Origin of the sequence: Amycolatopsis keratiniphila (genome assembly GCF_000400635.2) — a bacterium.
Taxonomy (GTDB): Bacteria; Actinomycetota; Actinomycetes; order Mycobacteriales; family Pseudonocardiaceae; genus Amycolatopsis; species Amycolatopsis keratiniphila.
On record NC_021252.1, the window covers coordinates 493,379 to 516,014 of the forward strand.

General features: G+C 69.5%; 24 protein-coding genes. 20 read left to right on the forward strand and 4 right to left on the reverse strand.

Annotated elements, in window-relative coordinates:
* Nucleotides 1-251: 251 nt before the first annotated feature.
* The 8 genes from AORI_RS43380 (at nt 252) to AORI_RS43415 (ending at nt 9,083) form a co-directional block, all read left to right on the forward strand.
* A complete protein-coding gene (locus AORI_RS43380) occupies nt 252-1,736 on the forward strand; it encodes an AMP-binding protein (RefSeq protein WP_016330924.1) in 1,485 nt (494 codons plus the stop codon).
* An 11-nt stretch (nt 1,737-1,747) separates the two neighbouring features.
* Nucleotides 1,748-1,984, forward strand: a complete 237-nt coding sequence (locus tag AORI_RS43385; RefSeq protein ID WP_005151738.1) for a glutaredoxin family protein — start codon at nt 1,748-1,750, stop codon at nt 1,982-1,984.
* A gap of 58 nt (nt 1,985-2,042) precedes the next feature.
* Entirely contained in the window at nt 2,043-3,578 is a 1,536-nt protein-coding gene (locus AORI_RS43390) for a molybdopterin-dependent oxidoreductase (RefSeq protein ID WP_016330925.1), read from the forward strand.
* Nucleotides 3,579-3,756: 178 nt separating this feature from the next.
* Nucleotides 3,757-4,584 (forward strand): redox-sensing transcriptional repressor Rex, encoded by an 828-nt coding sequence (locus tag AORI_RS43395; RefSeq protein WP_420806973.1) that lies wholly within the window; start codon nt 3,757-3,759, stop codon nt 4,582-4,584.
* Nucleotide 4,585: 1 nt separating this feature from the next.
* Nucleotides 4,586-5,986 carry a glutamyl-tRNA reductase gene (locus tag AORI_RS43400; RefSeq protein WP_016330927.1) on the forward strand — a complete coding sequence of 467 codons (1,401 nt, stop codon included), beginning with the start codon at nt 4,586-4,588 and terminating at the stop codon, nt 5,984-5,986.
* A gap of 84 nt (nt 5,987-6,070) precedes the next feature.
* A complete protein-coding gene (gene hemC, locus AORI_RS43405) occupies nt 6,071-7,018 on the forward strand; it encodes a hydroxymethylbilane synthase (RefSeq protein ID WP_016330928.1) in 948 nt (315 codons plus the stop codon).
* 60 nt (nt 7,019-7,078) lie between these two features.
* On the forward strand, nt 7,079-8,611 hold the full coding sequence (locus AORI_RS43410) for a bifunctional uroporphyrinogen-III C-methyltransferase/uroporphyrinogen-III synthase (protein WP_005151748.1): 1,533 nt from the start codon (nt 7,079-7,081) through the stop codon (nt 8,609-8,611).
* A 127-nt stretch (nt 8,612-8,738) separates the two neighbouring features.
* On the forward strand, nt 8,739-9,083 hold the full coding sequence (locus AORI_RS43415; RefSeq protein WP_228688288.1) for a hypothetical protein: 345 nt from the start codon (nt 8,739-8,741) through the stop codon (nt 9,081-9,083).
* Between the two features lie 310 nt (nt 9,084-9,393).
* Here AORI_RS43415 and AORI_RS43420 read toward each other — a convergent pair whose 3' ends face one another.
* Nucleotides 9,394-10,680, reverse strand: a complete 1,287-nt coding sequence (locus tag AORI_RS43420) for an Nramp family divalent metal transporter (RefSeq protein ID WP_043847868.1) — start codon at nt 10,678-10,680, stop codon at nt 9,394-9,396.
* Between the two features lie 121 nt (nt 10,681-10,801).
* Between AORI_RS43420 and hemB the strand changes: the two genes are divergently transcribed.
* From hemB to AORI_RS43440, 4 genes are read left to right on the forward strand one after another with little or no spacing between them, the layout of a single operon-like run.
* The gene (hemB, locus tag AORI_RS43425; RefSeq protein ID WP_081809763.1) at nt 10,802-11,773 is read left to right on the forward strand and encodes a porphobilinogen synthase; all 972 of its coding nucleotides are present in this window, start codon (nt 10,802-10,804) and stop codon (nt 11,771-11,773) included.
* Between the two features lie 10 nt (nt 11,774-11,783).
* Nucleotides 11,784-12,335, forward strand: coding sequence for a hypothetical protein (locus AORI_RS43430; RefSeq protein ID WP_016330932.1), 552 nt, complete (start codon nt 11,784-11,786; stop codon nt 12,333-12,335).
* Nucleotides 12,332-12,784: a hypothetical protein gene (locus AORI_RS43435; protein WP_016330933.1), complete on the forward strand. Its 453-nt coding sequence runs from the start codon at nt 12,332-12,334 to the stop codon at nt 12,782-12,784. The genes AORI_RS43430 and AORI_RS43435 overlap by 4 nt, the downstream gene beginning before the upstream one ends.
* Complete coding sequence (locus tag AORI_RS43440) at nt 12,762-13,136, forward strand: hypothetical protein (RefSeq protein WP_016330934.1); 375 nt, start codon at nt 12,762-12,764, stop codon at nt 13,134-13,136. The genes AORI_RS43435 and AORI_RS43440 overlap by 23 nt, the downstream gene beginning before the upstream one ends.
* A 138-nt stretch (nt 13,137-13,274) precedes the next feature.
* On the opposite strand, the gene AORI_RS43445 is transcribed toward AORI_RS43440, so the two are convergent.
* Entirely contained in the window at nt 13,275-13,766 is a 492-nt protein-coding gene (locus AORI_RS43445) for a tryptophan-rich sensory protein (RefSeq protein ID WP_016330935.1), read from the reverse strand.
* Between the two features lie 122 nt (nt 13,767-13,888).
* Between AORI_RS43445 and hemL the strand changes: the two genes are divergently transcribed.
* The 7 genes from hemL (at nt 13,889) to AORI_RS43480 (ending at nt 21,367) form a co-directional block, all read left to right on the forward strand.
* On the forward strand, nt 13,889-15,193 hold the full coding sequence (hemL, locus tag AORI_RS43450) for a glutamate-1-semialdehyde 2,1-aminomutase (RefSeq protein WP_016330936.1): 1,305 nt from the start codon (nt 13,889-13,891) through the stop codon (nt 15,191-15,193).
* A complete protein-coding gene (locus AORI_RS43455; RefSeq protein ID WP_016330937.1) occupies nt 15,190-15,822 on the forward strand; it encodes a histidine phosphatase family protein in 633 nt (210 codons plus the stop codon). The genes hemL and AORI_RS43455 overlap by 4 nt, the downstream gene beginning before the upstream one ends.
* Nucleotides 15,819-16,400: a TlpA family protein disulfide reductase gene (locus AORI_RS43460; protein WP_016330938.1), complete on the forward strand. Its 582-nt coding sequence runs from the start codon at nt 15,819-15,821 to the stop codon at nt 16,398-16,400. The genes AORI_RS43455 and AORI_RS43460 overlap by 4 nt, the downstream gene beginning before the upstream one ends.
* A 225-nt stretch (nt 16,401-16,625) precedes the next feature.
* Nucleotides 16,626-17,399 (forward strand): cytochrome c biogenesis CcdA family protein, encoded by a 774-nt coding sequence (locus AORI_RS43465; RefSeq protein ID WP_016330939.1) that lies wholly within the window; start codon nt 16,626-16,628, stop codon nt 17,397-17,399.
* Complete coding sequence (resB, locus tag AORI_RS43470) at nt 17,396-18,976, forward strand: cytochrome c biogenesis protein ResB (RefSeq protein ID WP_016330940.1); 1,581 nt, start codon at nt 17,396-17,398, stop codon at nt 18,974-18,976. Before AORI_RS43465 ends, resB begins: the two co-directional genes overlap by 4 nt.
* 5 nt (nt 18,977-18,981) lie before the next feature.
* Nucleotides 18,982-19,953 carry a c-type cytochrome biogenesis protein CcsB gene (ccsB, locus tag AORI_RS43475; RefSeq protein ID WP_016330941.1) on the forward strand — a complete coding sequence of 324 codons (972 nt, stop codon included), beginning with the start codon at nt 18,982-18,984 and terminating at the stop codon, nt 19,951-19,953.
* 79 nt (nt 19,954-20,032) lie between these two features.
* Nucleotides 20,033-21,367 (forward strand): MinD/ParA family ATP-binding protein, encoded by a 1,335-nt coding sequence (locus AORI_RS43480; RefSeq protein ID WP_016330942.1) that lies wholly within the window; start codon nt 20,033-20,035, stop codon nt 21,365-21,367.
* On the opposite strand, the gene AORI_RS43485 is transcribed toward AORI_RS43480, so the two are convergent.
* Together AORI_RS43485 and AORI_RS43490 are read right to left on the reverse strand one after the other, a co-directional pair.
* Nucleotides 21,364-21,546, reverse strand: a complete 183-nt coding sequence (locus AORI_RS43485; protein WP_016330943.1) for a hypothetical protein — start codon at nt 21,544-21,546, stop codon at nt 21,364-21,366. The genes AORI_RS43480 and AORI_RS43485 overlap by 4 nt on opposite strands.
* A 149-nt stretch (nt 21,547-21,695) precedes the next feature.
* Nucleotides 21,696-21,908, reverse strand: coding sequence for a BldC family transcriptional regulator (locus AORI_RS43490; protein ID WP_016330944.1), 213 nt, complete (start codon nt 21,906-21,908; stop codon nt 21,696-21,698).
* A 247-nt stretch (nt 21,909-22,155) separates the two neighbouring features.
* On the opposite strand from AORI_RS43490, the gene AORI_RS43495 reads away from it, so the two are divergent.
* Nucleotides 22,156-22,629 carry an Lrp/AsnC family transcriptional regulator gene (locus AORI_RS43495; RefSeq protein ID WP_016330945.1) on the forward strand — a complete coding sequence of 158 codons (474 nt, stop codon included), beginning with the start codon at nt 22,156-22,158 and terminating at the stop codon, nt 22,627-22,629.
* Nucleotides 22,630-22,636: the final 7 nt, after the last annotated feature.

Below are 22,636 nucleotides of genomic sequence, written 5' to 3' on the forward strand. Positions count from 1 at the left end.
TCCCACCGCCGCGTGGGCCTGCAAGATCTGCACGTCCGGACTCCCTTTCTCACCATCGAGTGATCAACACCACTCGACGACGCACAGCAGCATACGTGTAGTTACCGCGAAGTAGGTAGCGGTGCCGGGGTTACGGAACTGCGACGAAAGCGAGTGACCCCCATGACGGTGGCCGGGATGACAAACTGGCAACGCCGTTCACCGAGGGAAGAGGTTCGCAGTTGAGCGCGGAGCAGGTTGCCGATGCAAGTGTGCCCACTTTGCTCGCCGAGGCCGCTCGTCAATGGCCGGGCAAGGTGGCCGTCCAGGAGACCGGCGGAGGGGTCGCGCTGACCTGGTCGGAACTCGACAACGCCGCCCACACGCTGGCCCGCGCCCTGCTCGACGCGGGAATCGAGCGCGGTGACCGGGTGGCGTTGCGGCTGCCGACGTCGGCCGCGTTCGCCGTCTCGCTGTTCGGGGCGCTCCGGGCGGGCGCGGTGGTCGTCCCGGTCTCGCCGCAGGGGCCGGCCGCGGAGCTGACCGGGCTGCTGGAGCACAGTGGCGCACGGCTCGTCCTCGAACGCGAACCCACCGAGGAACTCCCCGAGGGGGTGACAAGCCTCTCACCGGCCGTTACCTCGGATGGAGCAGCCGAACCGGTCGACGCGTCCGGCGCCGGTGAGGACATAGCGGTCATCTCGTACACCTCCGGCACGACCGGCCCGCCGCGCGGCGTGATGCTGTCGCACCGGGCGCTGCTGGCGAACCTCGACCAGCTGAGCCGGATCGTCCCGGCGCCGCTCGTCCACGGCGACCGCGTGCTCATCACCATCCCGCTGTTCCACGTCTACGGCCTCGGCCCCGGCCTGCTGCAGACCACGGCGGTCGGCGCGACGGCGATCCTGTCCGAACGGTTCCTCGCCGAGCGCACCCTCTCCGACTGCGCCGAGTACCGGGTGACGTCGATCGCCGGCGTACCCGCGATGTACGCCGAATTCGCCGCGATGGACCCCGAGGAACTCGGGCAGGGCCTGTCCACCGTCCGGCGGATGACCTCGGGCGCGGCGCCGCTGCACCCCAAGATCCTCACCGCCCTCCGCGGCGCCACCGGACTCGACGTCTACGAGGGCTACGGCCTCACCGAATGCGCGCCCGTGGTCACCACCACCCTGGTCACCGGCTATCCGAAGCCCGGCTCGGTCGGGCGGCCGCTGCCCGGCGTCGAGCTCCGGCTGGTCGACAGCGACGGCGACGCGGAGCCGGTCCCGCTGGACCCGGACGACCTCGGCGACGCCTTCGACGAGGACGGCGGCACCGGCCTGGTGTCGATCCGCGGCGCGAACCTGTTCTCCGGCTACTGGCCCGACGGCTCGCACGGCCCCGACGAGGACGGCTGGTTCCGCACCGGCGACGTCGGCTACCTCGACACCGACGGCGACCTGCACCTGGTGGACCGGGCCAACGACCTGATCATCGTCAACGGCTTCAACGTCTTCCCGCACGAGGTCGAGAACGTGATCTCGATGCTCGACGAGGTCGTCGAGGCCGGTGTCGTCGGCGTCGTCGACGAGCGGACCGGTGAGGCGGTGAAGGCCGTCGTCGTCCCCGCGCCCGGCGCTTCGCTGTCGGAACAGCAGGTCGTCGAGCACTGCGCCGAGCATCTGGCCGGGTACAAGGTGCCGCACACCGTCGAGTTCGCGGAGTCCCTGCCGCATTCGGCCACTGGAAAACTGCGCAGGATGCGCCTCAGGTAAGGATGGGACGCATGGCGCACCACGTGACCGTCATGACCCGCACGGGTTGCCACCTGTGCGAGGTCGCGGAACAGGACATCGAGCGGATCTGCGGCGAGCTGGGCGTCGCCTGGTCGGCCCAGGACGTCGACAGCGATCCTGAATGGCGGGCCGAATACGGCGACCGCGTGCCGGTGATCCTGATCGACGACGCCGAGCACGGCTACTGGCGCGTCGAAGAGGACAGGCTCCGGAAAGCCTTGGCGTAACACACTCGTAAGGGGCGATCGGCCACCCCGAAGGCCGATTCGCTCCGAAGATGGAGTCGTGGACGACGAACGCAGGCTCACCTTCCCGCAAGCCGCGCTGACCGGGCTCCTGTCCCTGGTGGCGGCCCTCGGCGTGGGGCACCTCGTCGCAGGGTTCGTCGGGTACACGGCCTCGCCGTTCGTCGCCGTCGCGAACTTCGTCATCGACCACAGCCCGCACGCGGTCGTCGCCTGGGCCGAGCAGACGCTGGAGACCTGGGACAAGCTCGTCCTCAAGATCGGCCTTGCCGTCGTGCTGGTGCTGTTCGCGTTGCTCGCCGGGCAGCTCTCGCGCCGGACGCCGCTGCCGGGCCAAGTGATCGTCGGCGTGCTCGGTGCGGCCGGTGTCGCCGCCGTCTTCGTGCGCACCGACCTCGGGCAGATCGCGCTGCTGGCGCCGGCGATCGCCACCGTCGTCGCGCTGATCGTGTTCACGCGGCTGCATTCGTTCTTCCGCCCGAAGGTGTTCTTCGACGAGCGTGAAGGCGAAGGCCCGGACCGGCGGAAGGTGCTGATCACCGGCGTGTCCGTCGCGGCGGGGGCCGGCGTCGCCGCGCTGACCGGCCAGATCGTCGGGACCAGGAAGAACGCGGAGGAGTCGCGGGCCGCCGTCGGCAGGCTCGTCGCGGCGAGGACCGCGCCGCCGATCCCGCCCGACGCGGATTTCGCGAAGCTCGGCACTCCGCCGTATCTCACTCCTTCGAAGGATTTCTATCGGATCGACACGGCGCTGGTGGTCCCGCAGGTCCGCACCGAGGACTGGAGCCTGCAGATCCGCGGGATGGTCGACCGCGAGGTCACCTATCGGTATGAAGATCTGCGGTCGCGACCGCTGATCGAACGCGACGTCACCCTGTGCTGTGTCTCCAACGAGGTCGGCGGCCCGTACATCTCCAACGCGCGCTGGATCGGCATCGACCTGCGCGACCTGCTGAACGAGGCGGGGGTGAAACCCGGCGCCGAGCAGATGTTCGCGACCAGCGTCGACGGCTGGACCTGCGGAACCCCGGTCGAAGCCGCCCTGGATCCGCGACGCGGCGCGATGCTCGCCCTCGGCATGGACGGCGAACCGCTCCCGATCGAGCACGGTTTCCCCGCGCGGATCGTGATCCCCGGCCTCTACGGCTATGTGTCCGCCACGAAATGGGTGACCGAGCTGGAGATCACCACCTGGGCGGAGCGCAAGGCGTACTGGCTCGACCGCGGCTGGGCCAGGGAAGCGCCGGTGAAGACGCAGTCGCGCATCGACGCGCCGGGTTCGGCGGTGAACGCGGGCAAGGTCGTGGTGTCCGGTACCGCGTGGGCGCAGCACACCGGCGTCGCGAAGGTCGAGGTCCGGGTCGACCAGGGGCCGTGGAAGGAGGCCGTCCTGTCGGCGGAGACGTCGAAGGACACCTGGCGGATGTGGTGGACCGAGGTCGACGTCGCCGCTGGTCAGCACGAGATCGCGGTGCGGGCGACGGATCAGTCCGGCTACACGCAGACCGAGGAGATCGCCGGAACAGTCCCGGATGGAGCCACCGGCTGGCACAAGGTGACGGTCAACGCGCGCTAGAGAGACTGACCACAGCACCTACCAGTGACTTTGTGCCTGCGTTCACAAGTGGCTACCGTAGATACGTCGCCTCCGAAAGCGCCCGGCATCGAACCGGACTCAGCGCGGCGGGTCAAGAGCCGTTTTCCAGGTTCGGGCGATTCATGTCGTCAGCAGGGACCAGAGGGAGCGGACAAGCGTGGTGTCGCAACGAGGCCGGCGCACCCGGGTGACACCGGACGCCGACAACGCGCCCACCGCGGAGATGCCGGCCGTCGAGGCCACCGCCGAACCCGAAGCCGTCCGCGCGAAGTCGATCCCCGAAGCCGCCGTTGCCCGCCTCGCCGTCTACCTCCGTGTCCTCTCCGGGCTGGCCGAGCAGGGCGCGACGACGATCTCCAGCGAGGAGCTCTCGCAGGCCGCGGGCGTCAACTCCGCGAAACTGCGCAAGGACCTGTCCTACCTCGGCTCGTACGGCACCCGCGGCGTCGGCTACGACGTCCAGGTGCTGGTCAGCCAGATCGAGCGCATCCTCGGCCTGACCCGCAAGCACAAGGTCGCCGTGGTCGGGATCGGTAACCTCGGGCACGCGCTGGCCAACTACGGCGGGTTCCCCGGCCGCGGTTTCCCGGTCGAGGCGCTGTTCGACCTCGACCCGGACCTGGTCGGCGTCCCGGTCGGCGGCCTCCCGGTCTCGCATCTCGACGAGATCCCCAAAGTCTGCGCCGAACGGCAGATCTCGATCGGCGTCATCGCCACTCCGCCCACCGCCGCGCAGTCGGTCTGCGACCGGCTCGTCGCAGGTGGGGTGCAGTGCATCCTCAATTTCGCCCCGGTGGTGCTGCAGGTTCCGGCACATATCGAGGTTCGCAAGGTCGATCTCGCGGTCGAGCTGCAGATCCTGTCATTCCACGTCGCTCGTCGCGCCGATCTGGCCGCTAACGGCAACGGCGGAGCAGACGGTGGCCCCGGGGGCGCCGAGAATGGCAGCGTGAACGGCCACGGCAACGGAATGGTGGTGCGCTGAAATGAGCGTGTTGGCGGTCGGGCTCTCGCACCGCAGCGCCGAGCTGAACACCCTGGAGCGCGTCGCGGTCCCCGCGACCGACGTGACCAAGGTGCTCCACGAGCTGCAGCAGGCCGAGCACGTCAGCGAGGCGATCCTCGTCTCGACCTGCAACCGCATCGAGGTCTACGCCGTCGTCGAGACCTTCCACGGCGGCCTGAACGACGTCTCCGACGTGCTCGCCCGCCAGGCGGGGATGCAGCCGGCGGACCTCTACGACTCGCTGTACGTGCACTACGCCGGCGCCGCGATCGAGCACCTGTTCTCGGTCACCTCGGGGCTGGACTCGATGGTCGTCGGCGAGACCCAGATCCTCGGCCAGATCCGCTCCTCCTACGCCACCGCGCGGGAGGCGGGCACCGTCGGCCGCACGCTGCACGAGCTGATCCAGACCACGCTGCGCGTCGGCAAACGCGTCCACACCGAGACCGGGCTCGACCAGCTCGGCGCGTCGGTGGTCTCCGAGGCCCTCGCCGCGGCCGGCGACATCGCGGGCAAGCACGCGCTGATCATCGGCGCCGGTTCGATGGGCGCGCTGACCGCGTCCCAGCTGCGCAAGTCCGGGATCGGCGAGATCACCATCGCCAACCGCACCGAGGCAAGGGCCGCCCGCCTCGCCGCCGCGAGCGTCGAGCAGGGAGTGCCCGCGAAGGCCGTCCAGATGAGCGGGATCGCGGACGCGGTCGCCGAGGCGGACGTCGTCGTCTGCTGCACCGGCGCGCAGGCCGCGGTCTTCACCGCCGCACACGTCCCGGCCCGTGCCGGGCGCCCGCTGGTCGTCTGCGACCTCGGCCTCCCGCGTGACGTCGACCACGACGTCGCCACGCTGGCCGACGTCACCGTGGTCGACCTCGAAACCATCCAGCGCCGCATGCGGGAAGCGGGCACCCCGACCACCGAGCGGCAGACCGCGAAGGCCAACGGCATCGTGCTCGACGAGGTGCGCGAGTACCTCGCCGGTCAGCGCAGCGCCGAGGTCACCCCGACGGTGACGGCGCTGCGGCGCCGGGCGGCCGAGGTGGTCGACGCCGAACTGCTGCGGCTGGACAACCGCCTGCCGGACCTCGACGCCGGGGTCCGCGAGGAGGTCGGCCGCACGGTCCGCCGCGTGGTCGACAAGCTGCTGCACGCGCCGACGGTGCGGGTCAAGCAGCTGGCCGCCGAGACGGCCGACACCGACTACGCCAACGCGCTGCGCGAGCTGTTCTGCCTCGACCCGCAGGCGCCCGCAGCCGTGGCGAGTCCCACCGCACCAAAGGGTGACAGTGGTGAGCGAGGCCCGATCCCGCCTTCGGGAATCGAGCCGTCGCGCGCGCTTGGGCCGGAGGCCCCGCTATCGCGACGGCAGGGCGCCGAGCAATGACAAGCGAGTTCCAAGAGCAGAGGCGCCCTGGCGGCGCGATCGCGGTCGCGCGCTGCGCCGCGAAAAAGGACGAGTGATCATCCAGTGAGCAGAGTCATCCGCATCGGGACGCGCGGCAGCAAACTCGCCCTCGCGCAGACCGGCACCATCGCCGACGCCCTGCGGGCCACCGGGGCCGAGGTCGAGCTCGTCACCGTGACGACCCCCGGTGACAAGTCGTCCGCGCCGATTCCCACGATCGGTGTCGGCGTCTTCACTTCCGCGCTGCGCGAAGCCTTGCTGCGCGAGGAAGTCGACGTCATCGTGCACTCGTACAAGGACCTTCCGACGAAGCCGGAGCCGGGCATCACGCTCGCCGCCGTGCCGCGCCGCGAGGACCCGCGTGACGCCCTGATCGCCCGTGACGGGTTGACGCTGGGCGAGCTCCCGCCCGGCTCGACCGTCGGCACCGGCTCGCCGCGGCGGACCGCGCAGCTGCGCGCGCTCGGTCTCGGTTTGGAAATCGTGCCGATCCGAGGCAATATCGACACCCGCATGCGCAAGGTGAGCGACGGAGAGCTCGACGCCGTCATCCTGGCGCGTGCCGGACTGGCCAGGATCGGCCGGGCGGAGGAGATCACCGAGACCCTCGACCCGATCCAGATGCTGCCCGCACCCGCGCAGGGTGCGCTGGCGGTGGAGTGCCGGACCGGTGACGTGGACATCGAGCACCTGCTCGGGTCCACAGTGGACGATGAAGGCACCCGTGCCGTGGCGACCGCCGAGCGCGCGTTGCTCGCGGCGCTGGAAGCCGGGTGCAGCGCACCGGTCGGAGCGCTGGCGGAGATCGTCGAGGACCTGGACGCCGAAGGGCGGGTCGTCGAGCGGATCTCGTTGCGGGGCACCGCCGCCGTCGAAGGGGACGGGGACGCGGTCGACATGGTGCGCGCTTCCGCGCTCGCCGACAAGCACGAAGCCGATCAGCTCGGCCGGACACTGGCCGCCGAGCTGCTCGACCTGGGGGCCGGTGCGCTGTCCGGCCCCGCCCAGTGAGTCAGAACGTTGAAGGTAGGGCCGCGCTCGACTGCGGCCGCTCAAGAGGAGAACGCACAGATGACCCCCGCGCGTAAGACCACCGGGCGTGTCGCCTTCGTGGGCTCGGGCCCCGGTGACGCCGGTCTGCTGACCGTCCGCGCTCAGGAGCTGCTCGCCAAGGCCGAGGTCGTGGTGACCGACCCGGACGTCCCTTCGGGCGTCCTGGCCTTCGCCGCCGAGGGCGCCGAAGTGCGCCCCGCCGTCGGCGAGGCCACCGAGGTCGCCAAGGACCTGGTGAACGAGGCCAAGGCCGGACGGCTGGTGCTCCGGCTCATCGCCGGTGACCCGCTGACCCAGCCCGCCGTCGTCGCCGAGGTGCAGGCCGTTTCCCGGACCAGCGCCGTGTTCGACATCATCCCGGGCGTCTCGCCCGGCGCGGCCGTCCCGGCGTACGCCGGTGTCGCGCTCGGTGGCACGCACACCGAGGTCGACGTCCGCGGCGACGTCGAATGGGCCGCGCTGGCCGCCACCCCGGGCCCGATCGTGTTGCACGCGACGTCGGCGCACCTGGCCGAGGCCGCGTCCGCGCTGACCGAGCACGGGCTGGCGCCGACCACCCCGGTCGCGGTGACCTCCAACGGCACCATCAACACCCAGCGCACCCTGGACACCACGCTGGCCACCGTCGCGAACGAGGCGGGCGAGCTCGTCGGCCCGCTCATCGTGACCATCGGCCAGGCCGTCGGCCAGCGCTCGAAGCTGTCGTGGTGGGAGTCGCGCGCGCTGTACGGCTGGAAGGTCCTGGTGCCGCGCACCAAGGAGCAGGCCGGTGAGATGGCGGAACGGCTTCGCGGCCACGGCGCCACCTCGCACGAGGTCCCGACCATCTCGGTCGAGCCGCCGCGCAGCCCCGCGCAGATGGAGCGTTCGGTCAAGGGTCTCGTCGACGGCCGCTACCAGTGGATCGTCTTCACCTCGACCAACGCCGTCCGCGCGGTGTGGGAGAAGTTCGAGGAGTTCGGCCTCGACGCCCGCGCCTTCTCCGGTGTGAAGATCGCCTGCGTCGGCGAATCGACCGCCGCGAAGGTGCGCTCGTTCGGCATCATCCCCGAGCTGATCCCGGAGGGTGAGCAGTCCTCGGAGGGCCTCCTCGCCGAGTTCCCGCCGTACGACGACGTCCTCGACCCGGTCGACCGCGTGCTGCTGCCGCGGGCCGACATCGCCACCGAGACCCTTTCGGCCGGCCTGCGCGAACGCGGCTGGGAGATCGACGACGTGACCGCGTACCGCACCGTGCGGGCCGCGCCGCCGCCCGCCGAGACCCGCGAGATGATCAAGACCGGCGGTTTCGACGCGGTCTGCTTCACCTCGTCCTCGACCGTGCGGAACCTCGTCGGCATCGCCGGCAAGCCGCACACCCGCACGCTGGTCGCGTGCATCGGCCCGAAGACCGCGGAGACCGCCGTGGAGTTCGGGCTGCGGGTCGACGTCCAGCCCGAGAAGGCCGACGTCCCGCACCTGGTCGACGCGCTCGCCGAGCACGCCGCCCGGCTCCGTGCCGAAGGTGCGCTTCCGCCGCCTCGCAAGGCGAAGCGGGCCCGCCGCTCCTGATCCGCGAAAAGCCCCCTTCCCACGGTTCGCGTGGGAAGGGGGCTTTTTCGTTCCTCAGTGAAACTTCGCCGGATGGGTAGCGGCCGGCCATAGCCTCGGTGGTTCCGACAAGCACTGGGGAGTGATCATGAAATCTCTCGTTCTCGTCGCCGCTCTGGGCGCGGTGGCCCTCGGCTTTCCGGGTACGGCGGCGGCCGCCACCTCCTTCGAGGTCTGCACTCCGGCCGGTTGCGCGGTCCAAAGCGTCCGGGGCACCGTCGATCGGGGAACGGTGGTGGCCACGGTGTCCGACAGTTCGCCGGTCTCGGCGCTCACCGCCGAGTTCAGCGTGTCCCCGCCGGGCGTGCGGACGCGGGTCGTCGTCGACGACGGCGTGAAGCGTGCCATGTTCAGGCTCCCGGTCGGTGCGACCCAGCTGATCGTGACGGCCTGCGGGGCCGGAGGCTGCGCCAGCAAGTCCATTCCGCTGTAAGCCCTTCGGAGCACGGGCGTGGCGTGAGCGAGTGCGGTGCCCACGTCCGCGTGAGTGGCGATTCGGGTTTGAACCGAGGGTGCCGTGAAGGCCTCCTTGCCTACTCTGAAGGTAGGCAAGGAGGCCTTCACTACCCCTCAGGGGTTCGTCACCTGCACCAGCAACCACAGAAGTCACAACGGCGGCGCGTGAAGGCCCCCATCGCTCGGCTCAGCCGAGGATTGCCAAGTACATGAAGGCCCCCTTCCTTGCGCCAGGCGCAAGGAAGGGGGCCTTCATGTACTTGAGCATCGCGCCCTTCAGGTACTCGTCACGAGAAGAACTTCACGACCTCCGTGTACGCCAGGTAAGCGAACATCGCCAGGCAGATGCCCAGCAGCCCGTTCGACAGCCACCGCGAACGCCCTTCCCGCGGCACCCGTGACGTGTTCAGCAGCACCAACAACGTCGCCGCCAGGAACGGCATGAACAACGCGCCCAGCACGCCGTAGATCACGGTGAGCTGGAACGGCTGGTCCAGGAACAGCAGTGCCATCGGCGGGAAGGTCAGCCACAGCACGTATCCGCGGTACGCGACACTGCGTTCGCCGGCCTTCTTCTCATACGCCTCAACGCTTTCCGTGGTGTTCGCGGGCAGCCGCAGGATGCGCCACCAGTCGGCGAAGAGCAGGCTCACGCCGTGCCAGACACCGATCACCGACGTGAACGAAACGGCGAAGAAGCCGATGAGGAACGGGATCCGCGCCCACTGCCCGTAATCCGCGGCGAGGGTGTCGCCGAGGAACAGCAGGCCCTTGTCGCCCGAGATGATCTTCTGGCCCAGCAACAGTTCCGCGCCGACGATCAGCATCGCGATCACGAAGATCCCGGTCATCACGTAGCCGACGGCGTTGTCGGTGCGCATCATCGGGAGCCACTTCGACGAACGCCAGCCCTTCGCGAGCGTCCAGTAGCCGTAGGCCGCCATGGTGATCGTGCCGCCGACGCCGCCGACCAGGCCGAGGACGTAGACGAGCGAGCCGTCGGGCAGGGTCGGGACGGCGCCCTTGAACAGTTCGGCGAAGTTCGGCACGACGAGGATCGCGGTGCCGACCACGGTCACGAACATGACGCCGACGAGCACCGTCATCAGTTTCTCGATGATCGCGTAGCGCCCGAACCACACCAGCGCGAAGCCGAGCAGGCCGCAGATCATCGCCCAGTACCGCACCGAAATCGCGGGGAAGAGCGCGTTCAGCGGCAGGCCCGACGCGGACATCGCGGTCGCGCCGTAGACGAAGCCCCAGATCACCGCGTAGATCCCGAAGTAGATCAGCGCCCAGATCCCGAGCGTCCGCCAGCCGGACAGGATCGTCCGGCCCGAGGTCAGATGCCAGCGGCCGACGGCTTCGGCCAGCGCGAGTTTGAAGATCGTGCCGACGAGCACCGCCCACAGCAGCGTGTACCCGAAACGCGATCCGGCCACCATCGTCGCGACGAGGTCGCCCGCGCCGACCCCGGTCGCCGCGGCCATGATCCCTGGCCCGACCTGGCGCAGCCGTGCGCGCCAGCCGACGGGCGGTTCTTCCAGTTGGTCGGTCACCGTTGAGCTCGACATGCCGTGGAAGGTAACCCACGTCACATCTCGACGGAATCGGACAAAGGTGACTCTTTACCGTTCCTTAGGAAAGGTTCGGCCGTTCACCGCCGCTCAAGCGGGCGGGAGTACCGTCGTGAGGGTGTTTCCCGAACATCGTCCCCGCAGGCTCCGTACCACTCCGGCGATGCGCAGGCTGGTCGGTGAGACGACGCTGCGCCCACGTCAGCTGATCCTCCCGATGTTCGTGGCCGAGGGCGCCGAAGCGCCCCGCCCGATCTCCAGCATGCCCGGGGTCGTCCAGCACACCCGCGACACGCTGCGCAAGGCCGCCGTCGAGGCGGTCAACGCCGGTGTCGGCGGGCTGATGCTGTTCGGCATCCCGAAGACGCGGGACGCCGAGGGCTCCGGCGCGATCGACCCGGACGGCATCCTCAACGTCGCCCTGCGCGACCTGAGGTCCGAGCTCGGCGACGCGACGGTCCTGATGGCGGACACGTGCCTCGACGAGTTCACCGACCACGGCCACTGCGGCGTCCTCGACGCCGACGGCGCTGTCGACAACGACGCGACGCTGCGCGTGTACGCGGAAATGGCCCTGGCGCAGGTGGAAGCGGGCGCTCATCTGCTCGGCCCGAGCGGCATGATGGACGGCCAGGTCGGCGTCATCCGCGGCGCGCTGGACCGTGCCGGGCACACCGACGCCGGGATCCTCGCGTACTCGGCCAAGTTCGCCAGCGCGTTCTACGGTCCCTTCCGCGAGGCCGTCGACTCGCAGCTGAAGGGCGACCGGAAGACCTACCAGCAGGATCCGGGCAACGTGCGCGAGGCGCTGCGCGAGATCGAGCTGGACATCGCCGAGGGCGCCGACATGGTCATGGTCAAGCCCGCCCTGTCCTATCTGGACGTCATCAGGGCCGCCGCCGAGGCGTCGCCGGTTCCCGTCGCGGCGTACAACATCTCGGGCGAGTACGCGATGGTCGAGGCCGCCGCGGCGAACGGCTGGCTCGATCGCGAGCGCACGATCCTCGAGGTGCTGACCTCGATCCGCCGCGCGGGCGCGGACATGATTTTGACCTACTGGGCCGCCGAAGCCGCAGCTTGGCTGGACTAGGCTGCCTCGCGTGAGCGACAGCAAAGCCGACGAAACGGACGACGAGCGCCGCAAGCGCGGGATGTCCCCGGATCCGATCCTGCCGGGCCAGAAGCCGCCGAAGATCGTGGTGCCGAAGCCGGTCGCGATCTCGTTCTGGCTGTGGATCGTCGCCGGCGTCGTCCTGGTGGCCGGGCAGATCGCCCTGCTGGTGCTGAAAGACGAACTGACCGAGGGAATCCTCAAGCAGATCAGGGAGAACCCGGTCCCCGGCCAGCCCGCCGATCCGGCGCAGGTCGCTTCCGGCGTGAACACCCTGCTGTGGATGCTGTTCGGTGGTGCGCTCACCTTCGCCGTCCTGTTCGCGCTGTTCGCGTACAAGGCCCGTGAGGGAACGCGGTCGGCCAGGACGGTCCTCACCGTGGGGGCGGTCTTCCTGGTGCTGGTGGAGCTGCTGATCCTTCGCGGTTCGCTCAACGTGTTCCTGCTGGTGTCCACGTTGCTGGTGGCGATCGCGCTGGTCCTCATGTACCTGCCCAGCGTCTCCGATCATTTCCCGAAGGTCGGGCGCACGCTGCCATGACGCCCGAGCCGCCCCGCTACGACGAACCCGGCGTCGGCTGGACGGCTTTGCTGTGGGCGCCGCTGTTCGCTCTCGCCGGACTGCTCGCCGAACTGGTGACCGGCGGCCCGGTCCATTGGCTCGCCTGGATCCTCGTCGCGGTGGGGCTGGTGGCGATCACCGTTCCTTGGGTCTACGCGCGCCGCCGGTACCTCTCGCTCGAAGTCACGTCGGACGGCTATCGGCAGGGCAAGGAAACCCTGGAGGCGGCCCGGATCGCCGAAGTCCTCGAAGACGAAGCTCCGGTCGGCTCGCGTGTCCTCGGCGGCGGCTGGACGATTCCCAAGAAGTTCGGCGAAGTCGGCTTGAAGCTCGAAGACGGCGTTTTCGTGCGCGCTTGGGCGAAGGATCCAGACGCCCTTCGCGAGGCTCTCGGGGATTTGGTGCGTGCTCGCACCACAGAGTCATGAGAAACTGCTCACCGTGATCGACCTTCCCCAGCCGACCGGCGCCGATCTGTGGCCACCGGAGGACAGCAGGCCCGCGGCCCGGCTGCACAAACCCCTTCGCGCCGTGGTGGGGGCCGTCGAACTGATCCTCGCCGCGCTCGCGGTGTGGGGTGCCTTCGCGTGCTGGAAGGCCGGTGTCGTCCCGGTCGTGATCACCTACGGCGAAGCGACGACGCTCGAATCGCAGCGGTACTTCGGCGGTCCGCTCGCCGGCGCCATCGGGCTGGGTGTGCTGGCCGCGATCCTCGTGGTGGACGCGATCCGCCAGTTCCTGCTCGCGGTGCGCGCCAAGGGCCGCAAGCCCAAGGACTAGGCGCTGTCCTGAGTTCTTCTGGTCTCGGGGTGGCTGAAGGGGACTTTCACCGCATGTGACGCGGGCACAGCGCCCTTCATCTCGGGGAAGCTCACCCGCCCGGCCCAGGCACGAAACGGCGCGCTTCAAGCGCGAGGACTAGTTGAGCCAAACCACGGCGGCGTTGACCGCGGTCGAGTACAGCAGCCACAGCAGATACGGCACCAGCAGCCACGCGGCGAGCTTCGACCGGCGCCCGAACTCCATCATCGTGACGGGCACCATGAAGTCCAGGACGACGACGTCGGCCAGGGCCAGCGCGTGCGCTCCGCCGGCGAAGAACAACGGCGTCCACAGCAGGGTCAGCAGCAGGCAGACGCCGTAGAAGGCGAAGCCGCGCGTCTCGCCGTCGGTCCGCCAGTAGCACCAGCCCGCGATGGCGACCAGGAGGAGCAGGGCCGTCCACGTCGGACCGTAGAGCCAGCCCGGCGGCGCCCACGACGGGCGGACCCACGCGTTGTGCGTCTCGGAACGGGTGGCCACGGCCAGCGCCGCCACGACGCCGACGATCGCCGACAGGGCGATGAATCCGGCCAGGGCCTGCCAGCGCAGGCGACGGTGGTGGGTCGGTGGTGGCGGCACCGTGGACACGTGGATTCCTCCGCGAGGGTTTCGGCGGGAGTGCTTCCCACCCTAGTGGGCCTGGTCACGCCATGCCCGGAACCGCGAGGACTCGGCGGCGGGTGTCATCCGGGATTTGCGAGACTGGGGACGTGACTACCGGAGTCGATCAGTCCAAGGCATGGTTCGAACGAGCGAAGGCCGCGATCCCGGGCGGGGTGAACTCCCCGGTGCGGGCCTTCAACTCCGTCGGCGGCACCCCGCGGTTCATGGTGCGCGGCGAGGGGCCGTATCTCTGGGACGCGGACGGCGCCCGCTATGTCGATCTCGTCTCCTCGTGGGGGCCGATGATCCTCGGGCACGCCCATCCGGACGTCGTCGCCGCCGCGCGTGAAGCCGCTGTCGACGGGCTGTCTTTCGGCACCCCGACGCGCGGCGAGGTCGAGCTCGCCGAAGAGATCATCGCCCGGGTCGAGCCGGTGGAGCGGGTGCGCCTGGTGAACTCCGGCACCGAGGCGACGATGAGCGCGATCCGGCTGGCCAGGGGATTCACCGGCCGGTCGAAGATCATCAAGTTCGCGGGCTGCTACCACGGCCACGTCGACGCGCTGCTCGCCGAAGCGGGTTCCGGTGTCGCGACCCTCGGCCTCCCGACCTCGCCCGGTGTCACCGGCGCGCAGGCGGCCGACACGATCGTCCTGCCCTACAACGATCTCGACGCGGTCCGGAAGTCCTTTGTGGACAATCCGGACTCGATCGCCGCGATCATCACCGAAGCCGCCGCCGGCAACATGGGCGCCGTCGCCCCGATCGACGGTTTCAACGCCGGGCTCAAGGAGATCGCGCACGAGCACGGCGCGCTGCTGATCATGGACGAGGTGATGACCGGGTTCCGCGTTTCGAAGGCGGGCTGGTTCGGCCTCGACGGTGTCGCCGGCGACCTGTACACCTTCGGCAAGGTGATGTCCGGCGGATTGCCCGCCGCGGCCTTCGGCGGCCGCGCCGACGTGATGGCGAAGCTGGCCCCGGGCGGGCCGGTGTACCAGGCGGGAACCCTGTCCGGGAACCCCGTCGCCGTCGCCACCGGGCTCGCGACGCTGCGCGCGGCCGACGACGCCGTGTACGCGGCCCTCGACGCCAACGCGAAGCGGCTCGGTGACCTGTTCGTCCGGTCGCTGACCGAGGCGGGCGTCACGCACACCGTGCAGTACGCGGGCAACCTCGTCAGCGTGTTCTTCAGCGAGAACCCGGTGACGAACTACCCGGGCGCGCAGGCCGCGGAGACCTGGCGGTTCCCGGCGTTCTTCCACGCGCTGCTGGACAACGGCGTGTACGCGCCGCCGAGCGCGTACGAGGCTTGGTTCGTCAACGCGGCCATGGGCGACGCCGAGTTCGAGATCATCGAGTCCGCGCTTCGCGTGGCCGCCCGCGCCGCCGCCGAGGCGGTCCAGGCGTGAGCGCGACGACGATCGTGCACCTGCTTCGCCACGGCGAGGTGCACAACCCGGACAAGATCCTGTACGGCCGTCTGCCCGGCTTCAAGCTTTCCGATCGCGGACAGCGCCAGGCGCTGACGGTCGCTGAAGCGGTCGCGACGCACGACATCACGCACGTTGTCGCTTCGCCGCTTCAGCGCGCGCAGGAGACCGCCGCGCCGATCGCCGCCGCGCACCGGCTCGACGTCGAGACCGACGAGCGGCTCATCGAGGCGGACAACCAGTTCGAGGGCGAGCGGGTCGCCGTCGGCGATGGCGCGCTTCGCGAGCCGAAGCACTGGCCGAAGCTGGTCAACCCGTTCCGGCCGTCGTGGGGCGAGCCGTACGTCGAGATCGCGCACCGCATGCTCGGCGCGATCCACCGCGCGCGGCGGGCGGCCGAGGGCCACGAGGCTTTGTGCGTCTCGCACCAGCTGCCGATCTGGACCGTGCGGCGGTTCCTGGAGGCGAAGCGGCTCTGGCACGACCCGCGTAACCGGCAGTGTTCGCTCGCTTCGCTGACCAGCCTGGTCTTCGAGGGCGAGGAACTCGTGCGGATCGTCTACAGCGAACCCGCGGGCACGACCGACCCGAAGGTGACCGGGGCATGAAGCGCGTGCTGGCCGCCGTGGCGGTGCTGATGCTCGTCGTCACCGGCTGCACCACCGGCAAGGACGCCGTCGTCACCGGCGGCTCGTTCAACTTCGTTTCGCCGGGCGGGAAGGTCGACATCACCTACGACGTCGCGGAACGCCAGCCGTCGCCGACGCTGTCCGGCGACGACCTGATGAACGAGGGCAAACAGCTCTCGATCGCGGACTTCCCCGGCAAGGTCATCGTGCTGAACCTGTGGGGCCAGTGGTGCGGGCCGTGCCGGGTCGAGGCGCCGGAGATGCAGAAGGTCTACGACCAGACCAAGGCGTCCGGCGTCCAGGTGGTCGGCATCGACCTTCGGGACAACGACCGGGCGCCCGCGCAGGACTTCATGCGGGACCGGAAGCTGACGTACCCGTCGATCTACGACCCGTCGGGGCGGACGCTGCTGCAGCTCTCGGGTTATCCGCGCAACATCATCCCGTCGACGATCGTGCTGGACAAGCAGCACCGCGTCGCGGCCGTGTTCCTGCGGGAGCTGCTGGCGTCGGACCTGCTGCCGGTCGTGCAGCGCCTGGCCGCCGAACCCGCCTGACCCACCCCCGGATCGCGTTTAGCCCGCTAAACGCGATCCGCGCGGGCCGTGGGCTGAAAGGGACTTTCACCGCATCTGACGCAGCGAAAGCGTCCTTCACCGCGTCGCATGCGGTGAAGGACGCTTTCAGCCCACCGGGACCAAGGTCCTGACCGGGTGCGACGTAGGTCCCGTTGGGCCAGCCCCGGCGTTTTCACTCCGATCACACTGCCTACGCTCAGCCGGGTGAACTCCGTTACCGAGCTGGCCCTCTCGGGGCCGTTGCTGCTCGCGGCGGGTGTGGCGCTGCTGGCCGGGACGATCTCCTTCGCGTCGCCGTGCGTCGTGCCGCTGGTGCCCGGGTATCTCGCGTACCTGGCGGCGCTGGTCGGCGCGGACGCCCCCGCGGTCAGCGCCGACGAGGAGCGCAAGAAGGGCCGCTTCGCCGTCGTCGGCGCGGCGGCGCTGTTCGTGCTCGGGTTCACCGTCGTCTTCGTGGTGACGCTGGGAACGCTGGTGTGGATCGCCGACGTCGTCCAGCTCAACATGGACCTCATCCAGCGCCTCGGCGGCGTGCTGACCATCGCGATGGCGCTGGTCTTCCTCGGCTGGATCCCCGGCCTGCAGCGCGAGTTCCGTTCGCATCACGTGCCGCGCGGCGGACTGTGGGGCGCGCCGGTCCTCGGAGCGGTGTTCGGGCTCGGCTGGACGCCGTGCATCGGGCCGACGCTGTCCGCGGTGATGTCCATGGCCAGCGCCACCGGCGGCGCGGCGGCGCGCGGCTACGTGCTGATCCTGGTCTACTGCCTCGGCCTCGGCCTGCCGTTCCTCCTCATCGCGTTCGGCGCCCGCTGGGCCGTCCGGGCCACCGATTGGCTGCGCCGCCACGGCCGTCAGGTGCAGGTCTTCGGCGGCGTCCTGCTGCTGGTCGTCGGCGTCTTGCTGGTGACCGGGCTGTGGGGCGACATGACCGGCTGGATCAGGAACACCCTCGTGACCGACATCAGGCTGCCCTTGTGACCACCACCGAATACCGTCAGACGCCGCTGAAGCGCGTCCTCGCCTTCCTGCGCAACACCTGGCGCGGGCTGACGTCGATGCGCACCGCGCTGGTGCTGCTGTTCCTGCTCGCGCTCGCCGCGATGCCCGGCGCCCTGCTGCCGCAACGGAACCTCAACGTTGCCAAGACGGACGAGTACATCGCCGCGCACGGCTGGTGGGGCGAACTGCTCGACCGCACGCAGTTCTTCGAGGTCTACGGCAGCGTCTGGTTCTCGGCGATCTACATCCTGCTGATGGTCTCGCTCATCGGCTGCCTCGCGCCGCGCAGCTTCGAGTACGCGAAGGCGATGCGCGCGAAGCCGGTGCTGACGCCGCGCAAGCTCTCGCGGATGCCGCATCACGTGTCCAGCACGACCGACCGGACGCCCGAGACGGTCATGGCGGACACGCACACGCTGCTCAAAGGCTGGCGCCGCGTCGAGCGCGAAGAGGCCGACGGAAGCCGAAGCATCTCCGCCGAACGCGGATACCTCCGCGAGACCGGCAACCTCGTCTTCCACTTCGGCATGCTCGGCCTGATCATCTTCTTCGCGCTGGGCAAGCTGTTCGGCTACGAAGGCCAGGTCATCGTCCAAGCCGACGGCAGCCCGTGGTGCAACTCCGGCATCCTCGGCTACGACACCTTCAACGCCGGGCTGCGCGTCGACGGCACCGACCTCAACGGGTTCTGCATCCGGCTGAAGGACTTCGAGGCGCGCTACACCGAGAGCGGGCAGGCGAACTACTACCACTCCAACATGGAGTACCAGTCCGGCGAGGATCTGAAGACCGGCGCGTGGAAGCCGTACGGGCTCGAGGTCAACTCGCCCCTGCGCACCGCGGGCGACCGCGTCTACCTGCTGAACTTCGGCTACTCCCCGAAGTTCACGGTGACCTTCCCCGACGGCACCGTGCGCACCAACATCACGCCGTGGCGTCCCGCCGACGAGCCGACGAAGCTCTCCGAAGGCGCGACGAAGATCGACCAGCCGGGCATCGCCGACCCGATCGAACGCCGCACCCGTCAGCTCGCGATCACCGGGCTGCTCGCCCCGACCGCGTTCCTGCACGGCAACGTGCTGACGTCGTCGCGGCCCGAGGCGAACAAGCCGGCGGTGGCCGTCGACATCTACCGCGGCGACCTCGGCCTCGACGCGGGCCGCGGGCAGTCGATCTTCCAGATCGACCAGTCGCTGGTCGCGGACGGCAGGCTCAAGAAGCTCACCCGGCAGAACCTGGACCAGGGGCAGGAGACCGTGCTGGACGACGGCACGAAGGTCCGCTTCGACGGTGTCCAGGAATGGGTCGCCATCCAGGTTTCGCACGACCCCGTGCAGGGCTGGGTGCTGGTCTGCGCGGTCGCGATGCTGATCGGGCTGGCGGGATCGCTGCTGGTCAAACGGCGCCGGGTGTGGGTGCGGGTGACCCCGGCGCGTGAAGGTGAGACGGGTACCGTGATCGAGGTCGCCGGGCTGGCGCGCACCGATCAGGCGGGCTACGGCGAAGAGTTCCAGCGGATCAGCGACAAGCTGCTCCAGGGGCAGAGAGGCAACTAGAGGTCATGCCGATCAACGAGACGCTGTCCCAGTACAGCGACTACTCCTACACCACCGCGGCGGCGATCTACGTCCTCGCGCTGATGTTCGCCCTCATCGAGCAGGGCTTCGGTGCGAAGGGCCGTCTGGCGGCGCAGCGCAGCATGCAGCGCTCCCGCGAACTGGTCGGCGCGGGCGGTCCGCCGCCCGCCTACGGCACGCCCGTCGAGACGCCGCGCGAGGTCGGCCGCCCCGAGCGCATCGGCCGCATGGGCGCCGCGCTGCTGGTGCTGGCCGCGCTGCTGCATCTGGCCGCGATCGTGCTGCGCGGGTTCGCCGTGCACCGCGCGCCGTGGGGCAACCTCTACGAATACGGCATGGCCACGACCTTCATCGCCGTCGTGACCTGGCTCGTCATCATGCGGAAGTTCCCGGTCCGCCACCTCACCGGCTTCCTGCTGCTGCCGGTCGTGATCCTGATGTTCGTCAACGGCACGATGCTGTACACGACGGCCGCGCCGGTGCAGCCCGCGCTCCAGTCGTACTGGCTGATCATCCACGTCTCCGCGGCGATCATCGGCTCGGGCGTCTTCCTGGTGCCCGGCGTCGCGAGCGTCCTTTACCTGTTCCGCGCCGCGCACGACGACAACCCGGCGAAGTTCGCCAAGTTCGCCCCGAAGCTGCCCGCCGCGGACGTGCTCGACCGCATCGCCTACCGCACCACCATCTTCGCCTTCCCGATCTTCACCTTCGGCGTGCTCTGCGGCGCGGTGTGGGCCGAGGCGGCGTGGGGCCGGTTCTGGGGCTGGGACCCGAAGGAGACCGTCGCCTTCGTGGCGTGGGTCGTCTACGCGGCGTACCTGCACTCCCGTGCCACCGCGGGCTGGCGCGGGAAGCGGGCCGCGATCATCAACATCGTCGGCTTCTCCGCGACGATCTTCAACATGTTCTTCGTGAACCTGGTGACGTCGGGGCTGCACTCCTACGCCGGGGGCTGACCGTCGCCGCTGCGCGCGACCCGGCTACCGTCAATACTGAGGTAGTGGGGGAAGACGTGCGCGGAGGAGGAATTCAGCGGTGACCGGACCCAGCGAAGAATCGGCTCCTGGCCACCCCGAACCGACCGAGAGCGCCCAGCCCTCGGAGATGTTCTCCGAGGACAGGACGGACTCGGCGCCGCATCCGGCCGCGACCGGTTTCGAGGCCGAGCCGACCCAGGTCGTCCAGCCGCAGTACCCGCAGCAGGGCCAGTACCCGCAGCAGCAGCAGCCCGTTCCGCCGCTGCCGCAGCCCGTTCCGCCGCTGCCGCAGCCTTCGCAAGGGCAGCAGTATCAGCAGCCCTACGACCAGAACCTGCCGCCGTTGCACCCTCAGCCGCAGCAGGCCGCCCAGTACCCGCCGCCTCAGCAGCAGTACGCGCCGCCGCAGCAGCAGGCGGTGCCGGGCCTGCCGCAGCCGCAGGGCAGGCACGCCCTCCCGGACGAACTCGCCACCGCGAGCCTGGTGAAGCCGCAGAAGCGCAAGCCGCAGTCGGGCTGGCGCAAGGCGCTTTACGTGGGCACCGGCAAACTCGTCAACCCGGGGGAGAGCCCCAAGGACACGCGCAAACGCGAACTGATCGCGCAGATCAACCAGCCGCTGCGCGGGTGCTACAAGATCGCGATGCTGAGCCTCAAGGGCGGCGTCGGCAAGACCACCACGACGACCACGCTGGGCTCGACGTTCGCATCGCTGCGCGGTGACCGGGTGGTCGCCGTCGACGCGAACCCGGACCGCGGCACGCTGTCGCAGAAGATCCCGATCGAGACCACCGCGACCGTGCGGCATCTGCTGCGGGACGCGGACAAGATCACCAGGTACAGCGACGTCCGCTCGTACACGTCGCAGGGCGGGAGCAGGCTGGAGATCCTCGCCAGCGAGCAGGATCCGGCGGTCTCGGAAGCCTTCTCCGAGGACGACTACCGGCGCACGGTCAACCTGCTGGAGCACTTCTACAACATCGTGCTCACCGACTGCGGGACCGGTTTGATGCACTCGGCGATGAAGGGCGTCCTGGACGTCGCGGACGCGCTCGTGGTGGTCTCGTCAGGCTCCGTCGACGGGGCGCGCAGTGCGTCGGCCACCCTCGACTGGCTGGAGGCGCACGGCTACGGCGACCTGGTCAAACGATCCGTCGCGGTGATCAACTCGGTGCGGCCGAAGGGCGGCTCGGTCGATCTCGACAAGCTCTCCGCGCACTTCGGCGCGCGTGTCCGCTCGGTGTGCCGTATCCCGTTCGACCCGCACCTGGAAGAGGGCGCCGAGATCGAACTGGACCGGCTCGGCGAGGACACGCGGCTGGCGTTGCTGGAACTGGCGGCCACCGTCGCGGACGGCTTCGGCGGCCAGCAGTACCAGCCGGTCCAGCCCTAATCTTTGTCTTCGTCTTTACCTTTGCGCTGCTGCTCACCGAGCTTGCGCAGGAAGTCGGGGTCGTCGTCCGGGGCCAAGGTCGGTCGCGACGAGGGCACCCCGACACGCTCGATCCCGAACGCGCGCCACAACACCACGGCGACGGTGAGCGCTCCGATGGCCGCGAGCAGATAGATCATGCTCGGTCCCTTTCCGCGTGGAGGACGTTGCTCAGTCCCACGAGGCTAGCCTCTTTGCCGCGTGCGGGGGGACTCATGGATACCCCAATGTGACGAAGGGCGGTTACGAGCCCTTCGTCACTGGAGTCCTTTTCAGGGGAAATGCCTGGTCAGACCTTGCGAGTGGGCTCGCTGGCGTCGGTGGTCAGCTCGGCGAGGAGCTCGTTCACCTCGGCCTCGCGGAACCGGCGGTGCCCGCCGGGAGTACGGATCGAGCCGATCCGGCCCGCGGTCGCCCAGCGGGTCACGGTCTTGGGGTCGACCCGGAACAGGGCCGCCACTTCGCCGGGGGTGAGCAACCTTCCGCCCATGGTCGCGGTCATTTTCCGCCTCCTTCACGGTTTCGGTGCTAAACCGGAGGCGGGTCCGATGCCCGTCGTGCCGGGTAGCCAACACGGCAATCGTTGCATCTCACCCGTCAGGTACTCGAACGGTTGTCCATAGGTAAAGAGCCCTTAAAGGTCAAAACCGACAACCGCGACATGCGCGGATCGAGGCCCGGTCTTGTCACGGATGTATGAAAACGCGCCCTGATCTCGCGAATCGGGGCGTGGCACCTAAGGTGTAGCGGTGGACCAGGTGGATCGGAAGATCATCGCGGCATTGCGGGAGAACGGGCGGGCTACCTACGCCGACCTCGGCCGGTCTGTCGGGCTCTCGGCTTCATCAGTGCACGAACGGGTCGGCAAGCTCGAAGCCGCCGGCGTGATCACCGGCTACCACGCCATGGTCGACCCCAACACGGTCGGACTCGGGGTGACGGCGCTGGTCGGCATCCACCCCACCGACACCGCGACCGAGGACGACGTCGCGGAGGCACTCGGGGCCCTGGACGAGGTCGAAAGCTGCTACGCCGTCGCGGGTGACGAAGCCTTCGTCGTCAAGGTGCGGGTGGCGACCGTCGACGATCTCGAGAAGACGCTCGGCAGGCTGCGGCGGATCCCCGGCGTCGGCCGGACGAACACCACCGTCGTGCTCTCCACCCGCTTCGAAGGGCGGCCCAACAACGCGGGCCTGGACGAGGGCCGCAACGGCGACGCGTAGCCTGCGT